This window comes from Flavobacterium sp. Arc2 (assembly GCF_041431385.1).
Lineage (GTDB): Bacteria > Bacteroidota > Bacteroidia > Flavobacteriales > Flavobacteriaceae > Flavobacterium.
On the sequence record NZ_JASMRH010000008.1, the window covers coordinates 33,018 to 51,353 of the forward strand.

Genomic DNA, 18,336 nt, shown 5'->3' on the forward strand with positions numbered 1-18,336 from the left:
GCTTATAAATTTTCAATGAACTTGGTTAATAAATGTACTCCATATGCTGTAGCATGTTTGCTTTTTGCAAATTCATCGTCGCCAAATGCTACGCCAGCAACATCCAAATGTGCCCAAGCAGCATGCTCGTTTGTGAAATATTCTAAAAATTTAGCCGCACTAATAGCGCCAGCTACCGGTTTTCCGCTATAGTTTTTTACATCTGCAATGTCACTTTCTATATCCTGTTTGTAGACATCCCAAAGTGGCAATTGCCATAGGCGCTCCCCTACTGAATCTCCTGCTTCTTGCAGTTTTTTTGAAATAGAATCGTTATTGGTAAATAAAGCACCGCATTCATAGCCTAACGTCCCCACACTACTTCCGGTAAGTGTTGCGATATCCACAATGTATTCTGGCTTGTAATTTTTTATTAGATAGGAAAGACCATCTGCCAAGACTAAACGTCCTTCTGCATCAGTATCAATAATTTCGATTGAAGTCCCGTTGTAACTGTGAATCACATCGCTAGGTAAAAATGCTTTTGCGTCCACTGAATTTTCTGCACAAGGAACGATAGCAGTTACTTTTACGGGTAATTGTAAATCAGCGATCAATTGCATTGCTCCAAATACTGCAGCACCACCAGCCATATCACACTTCATGTGAACCATTCCAGCCGTTTTTATGTTCAAACCTCCAGTGTCAAAAGTGATTCCTTTTCCCACCAAGCCAACATGCTTTAAATGAGGAATATCTTCTTTTGGAGTATAAGTCATTACTACAAATTGTGGCTCATTCTGGCTTCCTTTTCCAACAGCTAAAAAAGCACCGAGTCCTTCTATTCGGCATGCTTCGAGACCTAGAACATTGACCTCAAATCCGTATTTCTCTCCTTTATCCTGTGCCCATTTTGCAAGATACTTTGGAGTCACTTTATTAGGCGGTAAGTCGACTAACGCTAAAGTTTGAAGTTGGGCGCGGGCAATTTTTATCGCTTTATTGATTGTTGCAGTATAATCTTTAAAAGATAAAATTTCCAATTCAAAATCAGGGTTTAAAAACGGATGCTCATCTACTTTTTTGAAATGACCTAAATTATAAGTGCCTAACAATAAGCCGGAAACTGCAGCTTCCACTTGGTCAGTACTGAATTCTTCGGGTACAAATAAAGCGACATTTTTTCCAAAAGCTTCTTTTTCCTTAGCAGCAACTCTCCTGGTTATTGTTTTTAAGGCCTTATAATCTATTTTTTTACCTAGTCCAATAAAAAGGTAAGTATTATCGTTTTTTTCGGATAAATAATAAGTGTCCTTCTTGCCATAGAACACTTTGGATGAAATTTCTAAACCTTCAAACTTAATTGGAACAATACTTTTTGCAGTGGTTTCAAAAACGGGTATTAAAACGGTTCCTGAAAAATTCTCTAATTTATCTATTTCTTTAGTTTTCATCTAGTTATCTTTTGTGTTAAAAAAAAGCCACTCAATAGCTTTAGGAAATTCATCACTCCAATAGGTCTCGTTGTGTTTTCCCTCCTTATTGATGCTCAAATTAATTTTCATTTTATCTTTTACAAATTCGCTTGCAATGGCGCGATCCTTGAAATTTTTCACATGTTCAATCATGGTGTCACTTTCGTCGCCACCAGCATATAAATATATTTTAGTATCCTCAGTAACATCTTCGTCAACTTTTATTTTCATATCAGGTTTTACCCAAAGTGAAGGAGAAAAAATCATCAATTTACCAAATACTTTGGGGTATCTCAATCCGCTAAAAATGCTGATTAAAGCGCCCATCGAACTGCCACCTATTCCGGTATTAGCACGATCTGTTTTGGTACGAAAATTATTATCGACAAACGGTTTTAACGTTTTGGTTACAAAACGGATGTACTTTTTACCCTGTCCTTTTCCTAATATTGTTTTGCCAACACTATATTCTCTTATTCTGTCTTCATCAGCGTGTTCAATGGCGATTATAATAATCTTCCCAATTTTATACTCCGACATTACAGCCAGTTTTTTGTCAATTTCCCAATTTCCGTATTCAGCATTCTCATTAAATAAATTCTGAGCATCTTGCAAATACATCACGGGATAGCTTTCTGTTGAAGTATCATAATCGTGAGGAAGCAAAGCCCAAATTTTTCTGGTTCTATTCAGCTGAGGAATCTCAAATTCATCAGATATAAGTAAAACTTGCGGCAAATAGTTTTGTTTGTAGGGGAGCCAGTTCTTTCTCCATCTTGCAACATGTTCTTTTTGTGTTCCCGTATGCTTCATTGTTGATCTATTTTCGGTACGATTGCCATTCCTGTCAATTTCCACTTCACTCCAATCCCCTTTTGTAAATTTATACAATAACGTTTTTGGATAGTCAAAATCGTGGGTAAATTTGAAATGATACAACCCACTTCCTATTTTTTCCATCATGAAATCCTTATCCTGCGTCAACCAATTATTAAAATTACCCGAAAGATATACGGGACGTAAATCATCTTCATCGGTGGTCAATATTATGTGTAATCCAGTTTTTATGATTGTATGGTTAGGTTCTAAAGTGTTGCTTTTATTGTCAAAATTCATAATGTGTATTGTGGTATTTTGTAAAATAATAGTAAATATAGTGGATTGCAACCTGAAATAAAAGAAAAAAGAAAACCCAACAGTAAATGAAATTACTGTTGGGTTTTTATATAGGATGGTTAACAAGAAAAAAATCTCTATTTCTGGCGACTTTTTAATACATCAACTACATCGTTGATTTTGAATCCTTTCGCTTGAAGCAAAATTAGGTAATGAAAAAGTAAATCGGCACTTTCACTTAAAAACAAGTCGTCGTTATCATCTTTTGCTTCAATAACCACTTCGACTGCCTCTTCACCTACTTTTTGTGCAATTTTATTGATACCTAGTTTAAATAAAGAAGCCACATAACTCTTTTCAGAATCTGCATTTTCTCTTCGTACTTGAATGGTATCTTCCAGAGCAGAAATGAAACCGTAATTGGTTTTGTTTTCTGTAGCCCAACACGTATCTGTTCCTTTGTGACACGTAGGTCCTTCAGGTTTCACTTGAATTAATAAAGTGTCGTCGTCACAGTCATTTTTGATGTCAATCAGATTCAAAAAATTACCACTTTCCTCCCCTTTTGTCCAAAGTCTTTGTTTTGATCTGCTGTAAAAAGTCACCTTTTTAGTATCTATTGTTTTTTGATAGGCTTCGGCATTCATGTAACCTAACATTAAAACAGCATTCGTTTCACTGTCTTGTATGATTGCTGGAATTAATCCTTCTGCGCTTTTTGAAAAATCTATATTCATTATTTATAATTTTATGATTGAAAAATTAAAAGATTATCAAATCTGACTTCTTTTCTCTTTTTTCTATATTCTATAATCTCACCTCGATATTATTGTCCTTCAATTCCTGTTTTAATGTTTTTATTTCGATTTCTTTAAAGTGAAAAACGCTTGCTGCTAATGCGGCATCTGCTTTTCCTACTGTAAAGCTATCTACAAAATGCTCTATATTTCCTGCTCCTCCCGAAGCAATGATTGGAATATTAACTATGCTTGAAAGCTTGGCTAACGCTTCATTTGCAAAACCATTTTTTGTACCGTCATTATCCATCGACGTAAACAGGATTTCCCCTGCCCCTCTTTCTTCCACTTCTTTAGCCCAATCAAATAAGTTTAGTTCCGTTGGTACTTTTCCTCCTACCAAATGAACAATCCATCGACCGTCAATCTGCTTGGCATCAATCGCGACAACCACACATTGGCTGCCAAATTTTTGAGCTAAGTCATTAATCAATTGCGGATTTTTTACTGCCGAAGAATTGATAGAAACCTTATCGGCTCCATTCTGAAGTAAAATCTCAACATCGGCTACAGATGAGATTCCGCCGCCTACTGTAAAAGGAATATTAATAGTTGACGCTACTTTTCGAACTAAATCAACTAAGGTCTTTCTTCTTTCTTCTGTTGCAGAGATATCTAAAAAAACCAATTCATCGGCTCCTTCATCCGAGTATATCTTAGCTAATTCCACTGGATCGCCAGCATCACGTAAATCTACGAAATTTATGCCTTTTACGGTTCTTCCGTTTTTAATATCGAGACAAGGTATTATTCTTTTTGTTAACATTTTATTTATAGTTAAGAGTCTTTTATTCAAATACTGGGCGTAAAAAAGTTCTTTTATAGCTCAATATGCATCTTGTATCCTCTGCAATTTTAAAGGCCTGAATACATTCTTGATCTTCCAAAATTAACCTTCTGTAATTTTCATATTCGGTTAAACTAGGAAAGGAAAACATTGCAAATGCTATATTATTCGCCCCTTCAGAAGGTAAAAAATAACCATGATGTTGTCCTCCAAAACGGTTAACTAATTTAATCCACCTTTTACCATAATCTTCAAAAACATCTAGCTGAAAAGGGTCTATAGTGTATTTCAAATAACAAGTTATCATATTTTGAGCTTTATTATTTGCCAATTATATAATTTTCCAATTGTTTTAGCGAAATTCTTTCTTCGTAAATCGCTTTTCCAATAATCGTTCCTTCACATCCTAATTCGGCTAATTTGGGCAATTCATCAAAAGTAGAAATTCCACCTGAGGCGATTAATTTTATTCCTTGGGCTTCCGCCAACTTCTCGACTCCGCTCGAAGTGACATTGCATTGCTCTATAATTTTTTTATATAAATCAAAACTAGGTCCTTCAAGCATTCCGTCTTTTGCAATATCAGTACAAATAACATATTGAATTCCTTTAGTTTGATACGCTTGTATAAATGGAATTAAGTCTTCATCGGATTCTTCTAACCAACCTGACACAGCTACTTTTTCATTATTTGCGTCTGCTCCAAGTATGATTTTATCCGATCCATATTCTTGAATCCATTTTTCGAATAAGGCTCTGTTTTTAACCGCAATACTTCCGCCTGTAATTTGGTTTGCTCCGCTTTCAAAAGCGATTTTTAAATCGGCATCCGATTTTAAACCACCACCAAAATCAATTTTCAATTTTGTTTTAGAAGCAATTTGCTCCAATATTTTATAATTGACAATTTGGCTTGACTTTGCTCCATCTAAATCCACCAAATGCAAATATTCGATACCATGAGCTTCAAATTCTTTGGCAACTTCTAGTGGGTTTTCATTGTAAATTATCTTGGTATTGTAATCTCCTTTGGACAAGCGAACACATTTCCCGTCGATGATGTCTATTGCTGGTATTATACGCATAATTTGTTTCAGGTTTAAAGTTTAAAGTTTTAGAAAATTCCCTAGAATTTTCTCTCCTACATCACCGCTTTTCTCAGGGTGAAACTGGGTTCCGTAAAAATTATCTTTTTGCAATGCCGAAGCATATTCTACTTCATAATTTGTGGTCGCAATAGATTCCGCACAGTCTGGTGCATAAAAACTATGCACTAAATACATGTATTCGTTTTCAGCAATTCCTTCAAATAACTCCGACTTCAAATTGTATATTTGATTCCACCCCATTTGTGGTACTTTAACTTTTGGCGTGAATTTAATCACATCGACATCAAAAATACCCAAACCTTGTGTATTCCCTTCTTCCGAAGCATTGCACATCAATTGCATTCCCAAACAAATCCCTAAAACAGGTTGAGTCAAGGTTGGAATTAAACTGTCTAATCCACTTTCTAAAAGCATTTTCATTGCTGAACTAGCTTCACCTACACCTGGAAAGATCACTTTATCCGCTGCTTTAATTTCCTCAGCATTGTTACTCAAAACTGCTTTGAATCCCAATCTTTCGATGGCAAACATAATACTTTGAATATTTCCTGCCCCGTAATTGATTATTACTATTTTCATTTCTTAATTGTTTCAAGTTTCAAGTTTAAAGTTTAAAGTTGTTTTGTGGCAACCTGAAACTTTAAACTTGAAACAACTTTTTTAAAGCATTCCTTTCGTACTTGGCAAAATCATTTTCTCGGTATCCCGTTTAACGGCAACTTTTATTGCTTTGGCAAAAGCCTTAAAAATAGCTTCAATCTTGTGATGTTCGTTCTGTCCCTCAGCTTTTATGTTGATGTTAGCTTTGGCTCCATCCGAGAAGGATTTAAAGAAATGTAAAAACATCTCTGTTGGCATTTTACCTACCATTTCACGTTTGAATTCGGTTTCCCAAACTAACCAGTTTCTGCCTCCAAAATCAATGGCTACCTGTGCTAAGCAATCATCCATTGGTAAACAAAAACCATAACGCTCAATGCCTAATTTGTTACCTAACGCTTTTGCGAAAACTTCGCCTAAAGCAATCGCCGTATCTTCAATTGTATGATGTTCGTCTACTTCTAAATCGCCTTTAACAAGGATTTCTAAGTCCATTTGCCCGTGACGCGCAATTTGGTCTAACATATGGTCAAAAAAAGCAATTCCAGTTTCGATTTTGCTCTTCCCAGTTCCATCCAGATTTAAACTGATAAAAATATCCGTTTCGTTAGTTTTTCTTTCAATCGTTGCAGAACGAGCTTCTAATTTTAAAAATTCGTAAATCACTTTCCAATCCATTGTTTGCAAAGTAATAACTTCATCTAACTCTTCCCGCTTAGAAGCGATTTCATTACTTCCTATTCCTTCTGTTGTATTAAGGAAAATTGCTTTTGCACCTAGATTTTTGGCTAATTCCACATCAGTCAAACGATCTCCTAACACAAAAGAATTCGCTAAATCATAGGCAGGATTATCAATGTATTTTAATAGCATTCCAGTTCTTGGCTTACGCGTTGGCGCATTATCCTCAGGAAACGAACGGTCTACGAAAATATCATCAAAAAGAACACCTTCATTTTCGAAAGCTCTTAAAATGAAATTTTGAGTAGGCCAGAAAGTATCTTCCGGGAAACTGTCCGTTCCTAATCCATCTTGATTAGTCACCATTACCAATTCGTATTCCAATTCTTTCGCGATTTTAGCTAAATATTGAAATGCTTTTGGATAAAACTCCAATTTAGATAAGTTGTCTAATTGATATCCTTCCGGTTCTAAAACCATAGTTCCGTCACGATCTATAAAAAGTACTTTTTTCATTGTATAAGTATTTATTAAAAACGCTTTTTTATAATATTACAAGCATTTTGCATCTTCTTCCATTTTTGTCATTTTCTGTTTGGCAGTATTTTCTGTTACCTCCTCGCAATAAATATTATTAACTAAAACTCCAGTTTCAAAGACAAGTTGTACATAAGTTATCTTACCTGGTTCTACTTTAACCTCGAATTTTTCAGCTTTGTCTTTTGATTTTTTACCGCCAAATTGAACAGAACATTCATGGCTACCTACTGAAACTTCATGTACAGAGTACTTTTTGTTGTTTAGTTTACAAACAAATTCTCCGTCAATAAATGTTTTGAATGCCGCGGCAGATCCTGCAAAACCAGTCGAACGCAGAAAATATATTTTTCCAGTTTCTGTTTTTTCTATGTCTTGCGCATTCATAAAACAATTAACACTTAATGAAATAAAAAGTGTCAAGATCAATTTTTTATTTATGGTTATCATTTTTATGGTTTTAATTTTTATCAAAATAATTATGAACTAATGGCTAACAAAGCCTCCATCAACTTTTTATTTTCTTTTGCTGTTCCAATAGTTAAACGTAAAGTGTTTTCGCATAAAGGTTGTGTGGTTCTGTTTCTAATAACAATTCCTTTAGCGATTAGCTCACTGTATCTTTTATTAGCGTCATCTACTTTAATTAAAATAAAATTAGCCTCAGTCGGATATATTTTAGATACAAATTTCACTTTATGTAAAACTTTAATCAAATCCTCTCTTTGTACTACAATAGAGTCAATTTCAAGTTGTATTTTTTCTTGGTCAGATAGACGTTCCAAAGCTCTTTTTTGAGTGAGCTCGTTTACATTGTAAGGTGGTTTAATTTTGTTTAAAATCGTGATCACCTGACTTGAAGCATAGCAAATTCCCAAACGGATACCTGCTAAACCATAAGCTTTAGACAAAGTTTGAGTAATAATTAAATTTGGATATTCATCTAATTCATTCAGCCAACTTTGTTTATTAGAAAAGTCGATATAGGCTTCGTCAATTACGACTAAACCTTTAAAATTCTGTAGCAAGCTCACTACACTTTCATCTGAAAAGGAATTTCCTGTTGGATTATTAGGAGAACATAAAAAGAGAATTTTCGTATACTCATTTGCAGCATCTAAAATAGCATCTACTTGCGGTTCAAAATCAGTGGAAAGAAATACTTCTTTGTTCTCTACGGCATTAATATTTGCCAAAACACCGTACATTCCATAGGTTGGAGGTAAAGAGATTATATTGTCTTTATTCGGTTCGCAAAAAGCCCTGAATAGTAAGTCCAGTACTTCATCACTTCCGTTCCCTAGTAATATCTGATTTGGAAGAATATTTTTTTGCTTTGCCAAAACTGCTTTTACGCTTGCTTGTTGCGGATCAGGATAGCGATTAACTCCAGTCTCAAAAGGATTTTCATTGGCATCCAAAAAAATCATTTCGGCGGTATTAAAATCTTCAAATTCATCTCTGGCAGACGAATAAGGCTTCATTTTTAGTACGTTTTCACGAACTAATGTATTGATATCAAAATTATTTTTCATCTTCAATCGCTTTTAATCTTAAAGAAACTGCATTTTTGTGCGCTTGTAAACCTTCAGCTTCCGCCATGATTTCTATCGCTTTTCCTATATTTTGTATCCCTTTTTTGGATATTTTTTGAAAAGTCATAGCTTTGGTAAAACTATCTAAATTTACACCACTATAGTTCTTCGCATAGCCATTTGTCGGTAAAGTATGATTTGTTCCAGAAGCATAGTCACCAGCGCTTTCCGGAGTAAAATTACCAATAAAAACGGAACCTGCATTGTCAATTCCATCTGTAAAAAATGCTTCTGATTCTGAACAAATAATAAAATGTTCTGGTCCGTATTCATTAATTAGCTCTAATGCAATGGAATCATTCTCTACAAAAATCAATTTCGAATTGGCAATAGCCTTTTCAGCAATCTCTTTTCTAGGTAAAGCGTCTAACTGGATTTGAATTTCGTTTTCGACTTCATCAATTAATTTCTTTGAAGTAGAAACTAAAATCACTTGGCTGTCAGCACCGTGCTCTGCTTGAGACAATAAATCAGAAGCGACAAAAGCTGCAACAGCAGTATCATCTGCTACAATCAATAATTCTGATGGACCTGCAGGCATATCAATTGCTACGCCAAACTGGGTTGCTAATTGCTTTGCTACAGTTACAAATTGATTTCCTGGTCCAAATATTTTATATACTTTCGGGATTGTTTCAGTACCAAAGGTCATTCCGGCAATCGCCTGAATTCCTCCTACTTTTAAAATTTTAGTAACACCACATAGTTGAGCGGCATATAAAATTGCAGGATTTATATTTCCTTGTTTATCTGGAGGTGAACACAAGATAATTTCTTTGCACCCTGCAATATTTGCAGGAACAGCTAACATTAAAACTGTTGAAAACAAAGGAGCTGTCCCACCAGGAATATACAATCCGATTTTTTGAATTGGTCTTTTTTCTTGCCAACAATTAACTCCTTCTACTGTTTCTACTTCAACTTTGGCCGTTTTTTGAGCCGCATGAAACTTTTCTATATTGCTTTTAGCTAACTGAATCGCTTCTTTCAATTCAGCAGGAACAGCAGCAACAGCAGTTTCAATTTCTTTTCTGGAAACTTCCAGGGTTTCAAAATTGACACCGTCAAAAATCGAAGTGTATTTTGCAATAGCTTCGTCTCCTTTTTTCTGAACTTCTTTAAAAATTTCTTTTACGGTAAGTTCGATATCGTCTACCGTCTTAGTTGGTCTTTCTAGTATGTCAGACCAAGTTTCTGGTGTTGGGTTGTATATTTTATTCATAATTTTTAGTTTAAAGTTTAAGAGTTTAAGAGTTTAAAGTTGCTCAGAGCATAAAAACCATTAAAGAACTTAATACTTATGAATTACTACTTAATTAAAGTACCATTTTTTCAATTGGGCAGATCAAGATCCCTTCGGCTCCAGCGTCTTTCAACTGATCAATAACATCCCAAAAAGTATCTTTATCAATTACTGAGTGCACGCTGCTCCATCCTTCTTGCGCTAAAGGCAAAACGGTTAAACTACGTAATACTGGAAGGATTTTACCAACAGCTTCAATTTTATCATTAGGAACGTTCATCAAAATATATTTTGATCTACGTGCTCTCAAAACTGATTCTATTCTAAATTTTAAAGTGTCAATTAGTTTTTGAACTTCAGGAGTAACTTTAGGAGAAACCGCTAATACGGCTTCACTTTTATAAATAATTTCAACTTCCTTTAAGTTGTTTTTGAATAAAGTACTTCCGCTGGATACAATATCAACAATGGCGTCTGCAAGACCAATATTAGGAGCGATTTCTACCGAACCTGATATTTGGTGGATATCTACGTTTACTCCAAAAGAATTGAAATATTCAATCACAGTATTAGGATAAGAAGTCGCAATACGTAATCCGTTTAAATCTTGAATTGAGTTGTATTCAAATGCTTTAGGAACAGCAACAGATACTTTACACTTAGAAAAACCTAGTTTTTGAATCACTTGGATTCCTTTTCCTTTTTCTACCAATAAATTGTCACCAACAATGGCGATATCTACCACTCCATCAATCAAATATTGAGGAATATCTGAGTTTCTTAAATATAAAACTTCAAGAGGGAAATTAGAAGCTTCGGCTTTTAATTGGTCGATTCCGTTGTTAATAGAAATCCCGCAATCTTTCAAGATCTGAATACTGTCTTCGTTTAAACGTCCTGATTTTTGGATTGCAATTTTTAATGTACTCATTGTAATGTTTTTTAGTTTGTTTATAATATTATGTTTGAGCACAAAGGATATTAAATAAAAAACCCGTTTGATGTACTCAAACGGGTTTTAAAATATGATGACTTACAACCATATCATTAACACATCGCTTGAGAGCAATAATGGAAATGATGATGATGTAATTGTATTGCGAACATAATTTTTTTGTTTTTCTTTACTCCTGCAAATATAAAAGCTTTTTTGATTAAAAAGCAATTTTTAGTTTAACTTAATTTTGCTAATTTGTTAAAAAATATTATTCTTCTTTTTCGTTAGTAGTGCTTTCTGAGTTCGAATTGCCGTTTTCAATAGCTGAATTCACTGCATTATCACGAATTTCAGTGTGACGAATTTCTCCACCTGAAGTTCCTACACTTGATCCTAACACTGCGGTACCTAAAGCTAAGGCAAGTGTAATATAAGATGCCATTTTAGAAAATTTATGACTCTTAACACTTGTGTATAGCGCTACTAAACTAAAAATTCCTGTTGCATATAATAACAAGGCTAACTTTTCTGCTAATTCTTCATGTTCATGGATGATTTGTTTGCCTATATTTGGCATATCTTCCACCATTTCTTCAGCTCCATCGCCAGTATACATACTTAAAAATGCAAAAATAGCGGCGACTACAAGTACTATGTAAGCAGTATTTTTGACTGAATTATTTTTTAAAAGCAATCCAGCAATCAAAATTCCCAAGCCTAAGATTGTTCCGATAATTGGAAAATGGTTTACCACTAGGTGTAAATGTGCATCATTCATAGTATTGTATTTAAATAATTAATAATCTGTTTTTGAATAAATTTGTGCGACTTGATATGGTGTAATCATTAACCCGCCAGCGAAACTCCAATCAACGATCCAATACCATAAGTAATGGCAGCTGCAGCTAATCCGAAAAAAACTTGTCTGAATCCCGAAAACAGAACCCCTTTCCCCGTCAATAAAGTAATGGCAGCACCAATTCCAAAAAGTCCGATAACACTACTACCGACACTCAAAAGTATAGCATTTTTCCCATCTAAAAACATAAAAGGGTATAAAGGTATAATAGCGCCAATTGAAAATAAAACAAAGGAAGCAATTGCCGCTTCCCAGGCTGAGCCTCCTAATTCTTCCTTGTCGATACCTAATTCTTCAGTAATTATTGCATCAATGGCTGTTTCATGGCTTTCAAATGCTTTATCTGCCAGTTTCTGTGCCTCAACAACATTCATTCCTTTGGCCTGATATAATAAAACCAATTCCTTTTTTTCTTCTTCAGGAGATGCTTCTAACTCTTCCGTTTCTAGGTCGATTTGGCGTTGATTTAACTCTCTTGAACTTTGAACTGAAAGCCATTCTCCCAATGCCATTGAAATAGCACCAGCCATTAAGCCTGCTATCCCCGTTAGTAATATCGTATTGTTTGAAACTGCTGCTCCAGCAACACCCATGACCAAACTCATATTTGAAACTAAGCCGTCATTCGAGCCTAAAACAGCGGCACGCAATGCATTCCCTCCTACTGATTTATGGCGGCTTTCAAATTTAGAAAGAAAACCTCCAGACACATTTAAAGCGGCATTGTTATTTACCGCTTCTATAATGTCAAGATGATTGTGTTCAAAACCAGTAGGTTTCTCTCCTTTTTCAATTTTATTCTTTATCGAATTGACAGCAAATTGTTTTTCGATACTTGACAAACTACTGATTATAGATCCGTAACCAAATAGCTTACCTAATTTTAGTTGAAATTTAGCTCTTGAAGATGCTGCAGGCATTTTATATCCTGCTTCAATTGTTCGTACTTTATTCAACATATGTTGCGCATGTCCTTTCTCAATGTCCGACAAACCGCGCAAGACTCTGTTTAAATTCTCATCTTCTTGAATTTTGGCGATACTATCATAAAGGAAAGCGGTGTCAACTTCAGTTTGCAATTGACCTTTCAATTTACTTAAATCCATATTTTACAATTAATTAACCACGTCAAAAACGCCTTTTGTTAAAATTTTAGAGGAAGAATTAATTTGGTTGCCAGGTAGAATTTCAACAAATTTCTCTGATTTCTCGCCTATTTTTACCGCTATCTTTTTTAAGAAATAACTTTCATTTTTTTCTTGCTTCAATAAAAGTACAAAATTTTTGTTGTCCTCGGTAATTAAAGCTTCAGCAGGGATTGCCAGCCCTTTTTTAGAATCTACCACAATAGCCGCTTCCACAAACATCCCTGTAATTAATTTTTGTTTTATATTATCATCTAAATGCCCGTGAACATTGATTGTTCTGTCATTCCCTTCAATAGATTTCCCTACTAAATGTACTTTGGCATGGAATACTTCTTTTGTAGCTTCTGGAACCGTAAAATTGATATCTTGTTCCACTTTTACTTTTAAAATGTCTTTTTCGAATACATTTAGCTCTAAATGCAAATGTTCTGTTTGAATAATTTCAAGCATAACATCCGAAGGCGCTACATACATCCCAACGTTGGCATTCATTACCACGATATCACCCGAAATAGGCGCGTAAATGGTAATTACCGAAGTCAGTTTACCGTTTTCGACGTTTGCAGGATTAATACTTAACAGCTGCAATTTGGCTCTTAAACTTTGATACATTGCTTTTGCTCTGCGATAATCACTTTCGGCTTTTAGGTAATTTTTTTGAGAAGTAATTTTCTCGTCAAACAATGTTTTTTGACGCTCGTATTCTGATTTTAGATATTTAATTTGTTCTGCTATCTCCAAATATTCTTTTTGAACATCTAAAAATTCTGTGTTTTCTAAAGTTAATAGTGCTTGTCCTTTTCTCACTTTATCTCCAACTAATAGCGTAGTTGATTTTATATTACCTCCCACGAAAGTTGTTACTTTGGCTCTGTTTTGCGGCGGAACATCAATCTTTCCAGCTGTTTTTACAGTTACTTCAAAGTCTTGTTCCGTAGGGCTTCCTACTTCCATTCCCGAAGATTTAAATTGCGATGCAGTAACAGTAACCATGGTGTCATCCTTGACAACTGCTTCTTCTGTTTTAGTATCCTTGCATGACAATAGAACGGTTGATAAGGCGAATATATATAGTGCTTTTTTCATTTTTAAGGTATTAGAAATTAAGATATTGTGAATCGAGTTGGGTCGCATTGAATTGAAGTACGTTGTCTAGATATTCTACTTGAATAGTGGTTGCGTTCTCTAAACTTTGAATGTATTGAAAGAAATCTATTTCTCCGTGTTTATAACTTAAATTCGCCACCTTAATAATTTCATCCGATAACTTTTTTCCGTATTGATTGTAATAATTTATTGCTTCCTGATACTTTGCTAATTCGTTCTTTTTTTGATTTACAAACTGCTCTCTTTTTTGTTCTTCATTTAGCCTTTGTTGCTCCCAGCTTTGCAATTCTAGCTCAGCTACTTTTGATTTCGAAATATTTCCGGAGAATAAAAGTGGAACTCCAATTCCGATCTGAAAGCCATTCAGTGATTGTGACAAACCTTTATTGGACCCTCTAAAATATTCCAAATGCAAATCAGGTAACCAATGTTGTTTTTCAAGTTTAATTTGGCTTTTATAATTATTCGTAACACTCTCTAAATATTTGTTATGAATACTTTTACTTAATTCTTCAGTTGAATTAAATAGCGGACTGATCGAATTGTTTTTTATGACTATTTTTTCATCCGTTTGAATCAAGGAATACAACAAATCATACTTTGCTTTTTTATCATTTTCAATTTGAGAAAGACTTGTTTTTATTTGTCGAAATTTGGCTTGTGCCGTTATTTTTTCGAGATAATTGGTTTCACCTAATTCAAAACGTCTGTCGCTTGCTTTTGAAAAATTTTGATATAAACTATCCAAATAGAAGTATAATTTTTCCTGGTTTTGTAAATAGACAATGTGATAATATACTTTAGAAATTTCTAACGAAAGTTTGTTTTTTTGAATTTCAAAGTTGGCTTTTTCCTTTTCATATTCCGTTTCATTTACTTTTTTTTGTGCTCCATAAACCGTTGGAAAAGAAAAGCGTTGTTGCGCTCCAAAAATCTTCAATGGTTCATTATTGGAAGCTAAATTATTCTGATCGTAATTGTAGTAAATATTGGTTTTGTCAAAGGTATAAGCACTTTTTATATTGGCCTGGTATTTATCAACCTGCAATTGATACGCTTTTAGCCCTTGGTTATTAGTAATCCCTTTTCCTATCAAACTGTCTAATTCGGGATTTGAATTTTGTGAAAAAGCAAACGACGTACTCAACAACAATAGAATTAAATAGGAGCTACTATGATGTTTTTTAAACTTTGCCTTTTTAAACTCTTTTCCATCAAAAACTTTAAATAATATTGGTAGCACTACCATAGTCAAAATTGTTGCTGTAAATAATCCTCCAATTACGACTGTAGCTAAAGGTCTTTGAACCTCTGCTCCTGCAGAAGAAGATATTGCCATTGGTAAAAATCCTAAGGCTGCAGCGGCTGCCGTTAACAAAACAGGGCGCAATCTATCTGTAGTTCCTTTCAATATAAGTTCATCAATATTTTTCATTCCTTGATGTTTTAATTCTTTAAAATGTTCGATTAATACGATTCCGTTTAATACTGCAATACCAAAGAGCGCTATAAAACCAACACCCGCTGATATACTAAAAGGCAGCCCTCTCATCCATAAAAATAGTACTCCACCCACTGCCGAAAGCGGAATTGCTGAGTATACCATTAAAGCTTCTTTGATAGAACCAAAGGCAAAATACAATAAGATGAAAATCAAGATTAAGGCTATAGGAACCGCAACCATTAATCTGGCTTTGGCACTTTGAAGGTTTTCAAACTGTCCTCCATATTGAACATAATAACCTGGAGGTAGTTTGATTTCTTTATTTATAATATTTTGAATATCAGTGACGACACTTTGTAGATCTCTATTTCTCACATTAATCCCCACGACAATTCGTCTGTTTGTATTGTCTCTGGAAATCTTTGCTGGGCCTTCAGTATATTCAATATTTGCTAATTCCTGTAACGGAATCTGCTCTCCAGTAGAAGTTGAAACATATAAATTTTTCAAGTCATTAATATCGGTTCTATTGGTTTCATCCAAACGGATTACCATGTCAAATCGTTTTTCACCTTCAAATACATTACCCACTGTTTTTCCGGCAAATCCCATCGCAATCATATCATTCAACTCTGAAATATTCAAACCATATCGCGCAATTTTAGAACGATCATATCGTACGCTCATTTGCGGCAAGCCTTCCGTTTTTTCAATAATAATATCTGAAGCTCCTTCGACTTTTTCAATTGCTTTTTTGATTTCATGTGCTTTCTTAGCTAATACATTCAAATCTTCACCAAATACTTTTACAGCCACATCAGAACGGGTTCCCGAAATTAATTCGTTGAAACGCATTTCGATTGGTTGCGTAAATTCAATTTCCATATTTGGAATTTGTTTCTCAATCGCTGCTTTGATTTTATCTGCAAGTTCATCTTTACTCTTTGCTGATACCCATTCTGATTTTGGCTTTAGCTTAACTATAATATCACTTTCTTCCATACTCATAGGGTCTGTAGGAACTTCGGCGGCACCTATCCTACTGACCACTTGATCTACCTCAGGAAAGTTTTTTAGAATAATTTTTTCAATTTTAGTAGTTGTAGCAATCGTCTTTGTCAAGGAAGTTCCTGTTTTTAAAACGGGCTGAATAACAAAATCTCCTTCGTCTAAAGTGGGAATAAACTCTCCTCCCATTGTAGTAAAGAGAACTACTGCCATCACTAATAATCCCAAAGCGCCATACAATACTTTTTTAGTATTACTTAAAGCCCATGTTATAACAGGAAGATACCAAGAATTTAATTTTCGAATTAATTTACTGGAAAATGAGTTAGGATTTTCTTCTTTAGGTTTCAAAAAAAGTGAAGAGACGACAGGAACATAAGTAAAGCAAAAAATCATGGCTCCCACTAGGGCAAAACTAAAAGTCATCGCCATAGGTTTGAACATTTTACCTTCGATACCTGATAGAGAAAGAATTGGAATAAACACAATCAAGATAATCAATTGTCCAAAAATAGCTGAATTCATCATTTTAGAAGCACTCTTATAGGTGATTTGATCAATTTCAAGTTGGCGATCTTCGTTAGACATTGGGCCTAATTGGTTTGCTTTACTGGCTATTTGAAAGGCAATAAACTCAACGATAATGACGGCTCCATCAATAATTATCCCAAAATCGATTGCCCCTAAACTCATTAAGTTAGCATCTATTCCAAAAATATTCATCAACGAAATAGCAAATAATAAACACAACGGAATCACCGAGGCTACCACTAATCCCGAACGCCAGTTACCCAGTAATAGGACTACGACAAAAATTACGATTAAACAACCTAGAATAAGGTTCTCTGCAACTGTAAAAGTCGTTTTACCAACAAGCTCACTACGCTCTAGGAATCCGTTAATATAAACTCCTTGTGGTAGAGATTTTTGGATTTCGGCAATTCTGTCCTTTACATCATTTATTACTTGTTTAGAGTTGGCACCCTTCAGCATCATCACCTGTCCGAGTACCTTCTCGCCTTCTCCGTTACCTGTAATTGCTCCAAAACGATTGGCAGAACCAAAACGGACATCAGCCACATCTTTTACATAAACAGGCATTCCGTTTAAGTTCTTAACTACTATATTTTCAATATCGGCTAGTGATTTTACTTTTCCTTCGGCTCGAATGAAGTAACTCTGATTTACTTTTTCGATATAAGCACCACCGGCAATACTATTGTTATTCTCAAGCGCCGTAAAAACATCTGTAGCACTGATGTTCATGGCTTTTAACTTAGAAGGCGTAATCGCAATTTCATATTGCTTCAAGTAGCCTCCCCAGGTATTTATTTCAACCACTCCCTTTATCCCTGATAATTGGCGTTTTACAACCCAGTCCTGAATGGTTCTTAAATCGGTTACTGAATAGAGGTTTTTAAATTCGGGTTTTACTTCTAGCGTATATTGATAAATTTCTCCAAGTCCTGTGGTAATCGGTCCCATTGCAGGTGTTCCAAAACCCGCTGGAATTTTCTCTGATGCCGATTTTATTTTTTCGGCGATTAATTGTCTGGGTAAATAGGTTCCTAAGTCATCGTCAAAAACAATGGTTACCACAGACAAACCAAATTTAGAAATAGATCGAATTTCTTGCACGCCTGGCAAGTTTGCCATTTCAATTTCTACCGGATACGTGATGTATTGTTCAATATCTTGAGTAGAAAGATTACTTGAAGTAGTAATCACTTGTACCTGATTATTAGTTACATCAGGCACAGCACCTATAGAAATTTGGAAAATAGAATAGATTCCAAATCCGAAAATTCCTAAGGTAAATAATAAAACAATAAGTTTGTTTTTAAGACTAAAAGCAATAATTTTTTCAAGCATTTTTCACTTTATTTTATATTTCAAAAATACAGTAAATAGGTA

General features: G+C 34.6%; 16 protein-coding genes. All 16 read right to left on the reverse strand.

Annotated elements, in window-relative coordinates:
* Positions 1–2: 2 nt before the first annotated feature.
* Positions 3–1,433 (reverse strand): M17 family metallopeptidase, encoded by a 1,431-nt coding sequence (locus tag QO182_RS07035; RefSeq protein WP_371542121.1) that lies wholly within the window; start codon positions 1,431–1,433, stop codon positions 3–5.
* Positions 1,434–2,570 (reverse strand): alpha/beta hydrolase, encoded by a 1,137-nt coding sequence (locus tag QO182_RS07040; protein WP_371542118.1) that lies wholly within the window; start codon positions 2,568–2,570, stop codon positions 1,434–1,436.
* Positions 2,571–2,707: 137 nt separating this feature from the next.
* The gene (hisIE, locus tag QO182_RS07045; protein ID WP_371542114.1) at positions 2,708–3,307 is read right to left on the reverse strand and encodes a bifunctional phosphoribosyl-AMP cyclohydrolase/phosphoribosyl-ATP diphosphatase HisIE; all 600 of its coding nucleotides are present in this window, start codon (positions 3,305–3,307) and stop codon (positions 2,708–2,710) included.
* A gap of 70 nt (positions 3,308–3,377) precedes the next feature.
* The gene (hisF, locus tag QO182_RS07050) at positions 3,378–4,133 is read right to left on the reverse strand and encodes an imidazole glycerol phosphate synthase subunit HisF (RefSeq protein ID WP_371542112.1); all 756 of its coding nucleotides are present in this window, start codon (positions 4,131–4,133) and stop codon (positions 3,378–3,380) included.
* A gap of 22 nt (positions 4,134–4,155) precedes the next feature.
* Entirely contained in the window at positions 4,156–4,485 is a 330-nt protein-coding gene (locus QO182_RS07055; RefSeq protein ID WP_371560723.1) for an NIPSNAP family protein, read from the reverse strand.
* Positions 4,475–5,239 (reverse strand): HisA/HisF-related TIM barrel protein, encoded by a 765-nt coding sequence (locus tag QO182_RS07060; RefSeq protein WP_371542106.1) that lies wholly within the window; start codon positions 5,237–5,239, stop codon positions 4,475–4,477. Before QO182_RS07060 ends, QO182_RS07055 begins: the two co-directional genes overlap by 11 nt.
* Positions 5,240–5,260: 21 nt before the next feature.
* Entirely contained in the window at positions 5,261–5,842 is a 582-nt protein-coding gene (hisH, locus tag QO182_RS07065) for an imidazole glycerol phosphate synthase subunit HisH (protein WP_371542103.1), read from the reverse strand.
* Positions 5,843–5,923: 81 nt separating this feature from the next.
* A complete protein-coding gene (hisB, locus tag QO182_RS07070; protein ID WP_371560724.1) occupies positions 5,924–7,060 on the reverse strand; it encodes a bifunctional histidinol-phosphatase/imidazoleglycerol-phosphate dehydratase HisB in 1,137 nt (378 codons plus the stop codon).
* 36 nt (positions 7,061–7,096) lie between these two features.
* Entirely contained in the window at positions 7,097–7,531 is a 435-nt protein-coding gene (locus tag QO182_RS07075) for a DUF2846 domain-containing protein (RefSeq protein ID WP_371542097.1), read from the reverse strand.
* A gap of 29 nt (positions 7,532–7,560) precedes the next feature.
* On the reverse strand, positions 7,561–8,616 hold the full coding sequence (hisC, locus tag QO182_RS07080) for a histidinol-phosphate transaminase (RefSeq protein ID WP_371560726.1): 1,056 nt from the start codon (positions 8,614–8,616) through the stop codon (positions 7,561–7,563).
* Positions 8,606–9,898 (reverse strand): histidinol dehydrogenase, encoded by a 1,293-nt coding sequence (gene hisD / locus QO182_RS07085; RefSeq protein WP_371542092.1) that lies wholly within the window; start codon positions 9,896–9,898, stop codon positions 8,606–8,608. The genes hisC and hisD overlap by 11 nt, the downstream gene beginning before the upstream one ends.
* A gap of 94 nt (positions 9,899–9,992) precedes the next feature.
* Positions 9,993–10,850 carry an ATP phosphoribosyltransferase gene (gene hisG, locus QO182_RS07090; RefSeq protein WP_371542089.1) on the reverse strand — a complete coding sequence of 286 codons (858 nt, stop codon included), beginning with the start codon at positions 10,848–10,850 and terminating at the stop codon, positions 9,993–9,995.
* A 274-nt stretch (positions 10,851–11,124) separates the two neighbouring features.
* A complete protein-coding gene (locus tag QO182_RS07095; protein ID WP_371560728.1) occupies positions 11,125–11,634 on the reverse strand; it encodes a hypothetical protein in 510 nt (169 codons plus the stop codon).
* A 68-nt stretch (positions 11,635–11,702) separates the two neighbouring features.
* Positions 11,703–12,821: a VIT1/CCC1 transporter family protein gene (locus QO182_RS07100; protein WP_371542085.1), complete on the reverse strand. Its 1,119-nt coding sequence runs from the start codon at positions 12,819–12,821 to the stop codon at positions 11,703–11,705.
* A gap of 9 nt (positions 12,822–12,830) precedes the next feature.
* Positions 12,831–13,949 (reverse strand): efflux RND transporter periplasmic adaptor subunit, encoded by a 1,119-nt coding sequence (locus tag QO182_RS07105; protein WP_371560730.1) that lies wholly within the window; start codon positions 13,947–13,949, stop codon positions 12,831–12,833.
* A gap of 10 nt (positions 13,950–13,959) precedes the next feature.
* The gene (locus QO182_RS07110; protein ID WP_371542080.1) at positions 13,960–18,294 is read right to left on the reverse strand and encodes a CusA/CzcA family heavy metal efflux RND transporter; all 4,335 of its coding nucleotides are present in this window, start codon (positions 18,292–18,294) and stop codon (positions 13,960–13,962) included.
* Between the last annotated feature and the right edge of the window lie 42 nt (positions 18,295–18,336).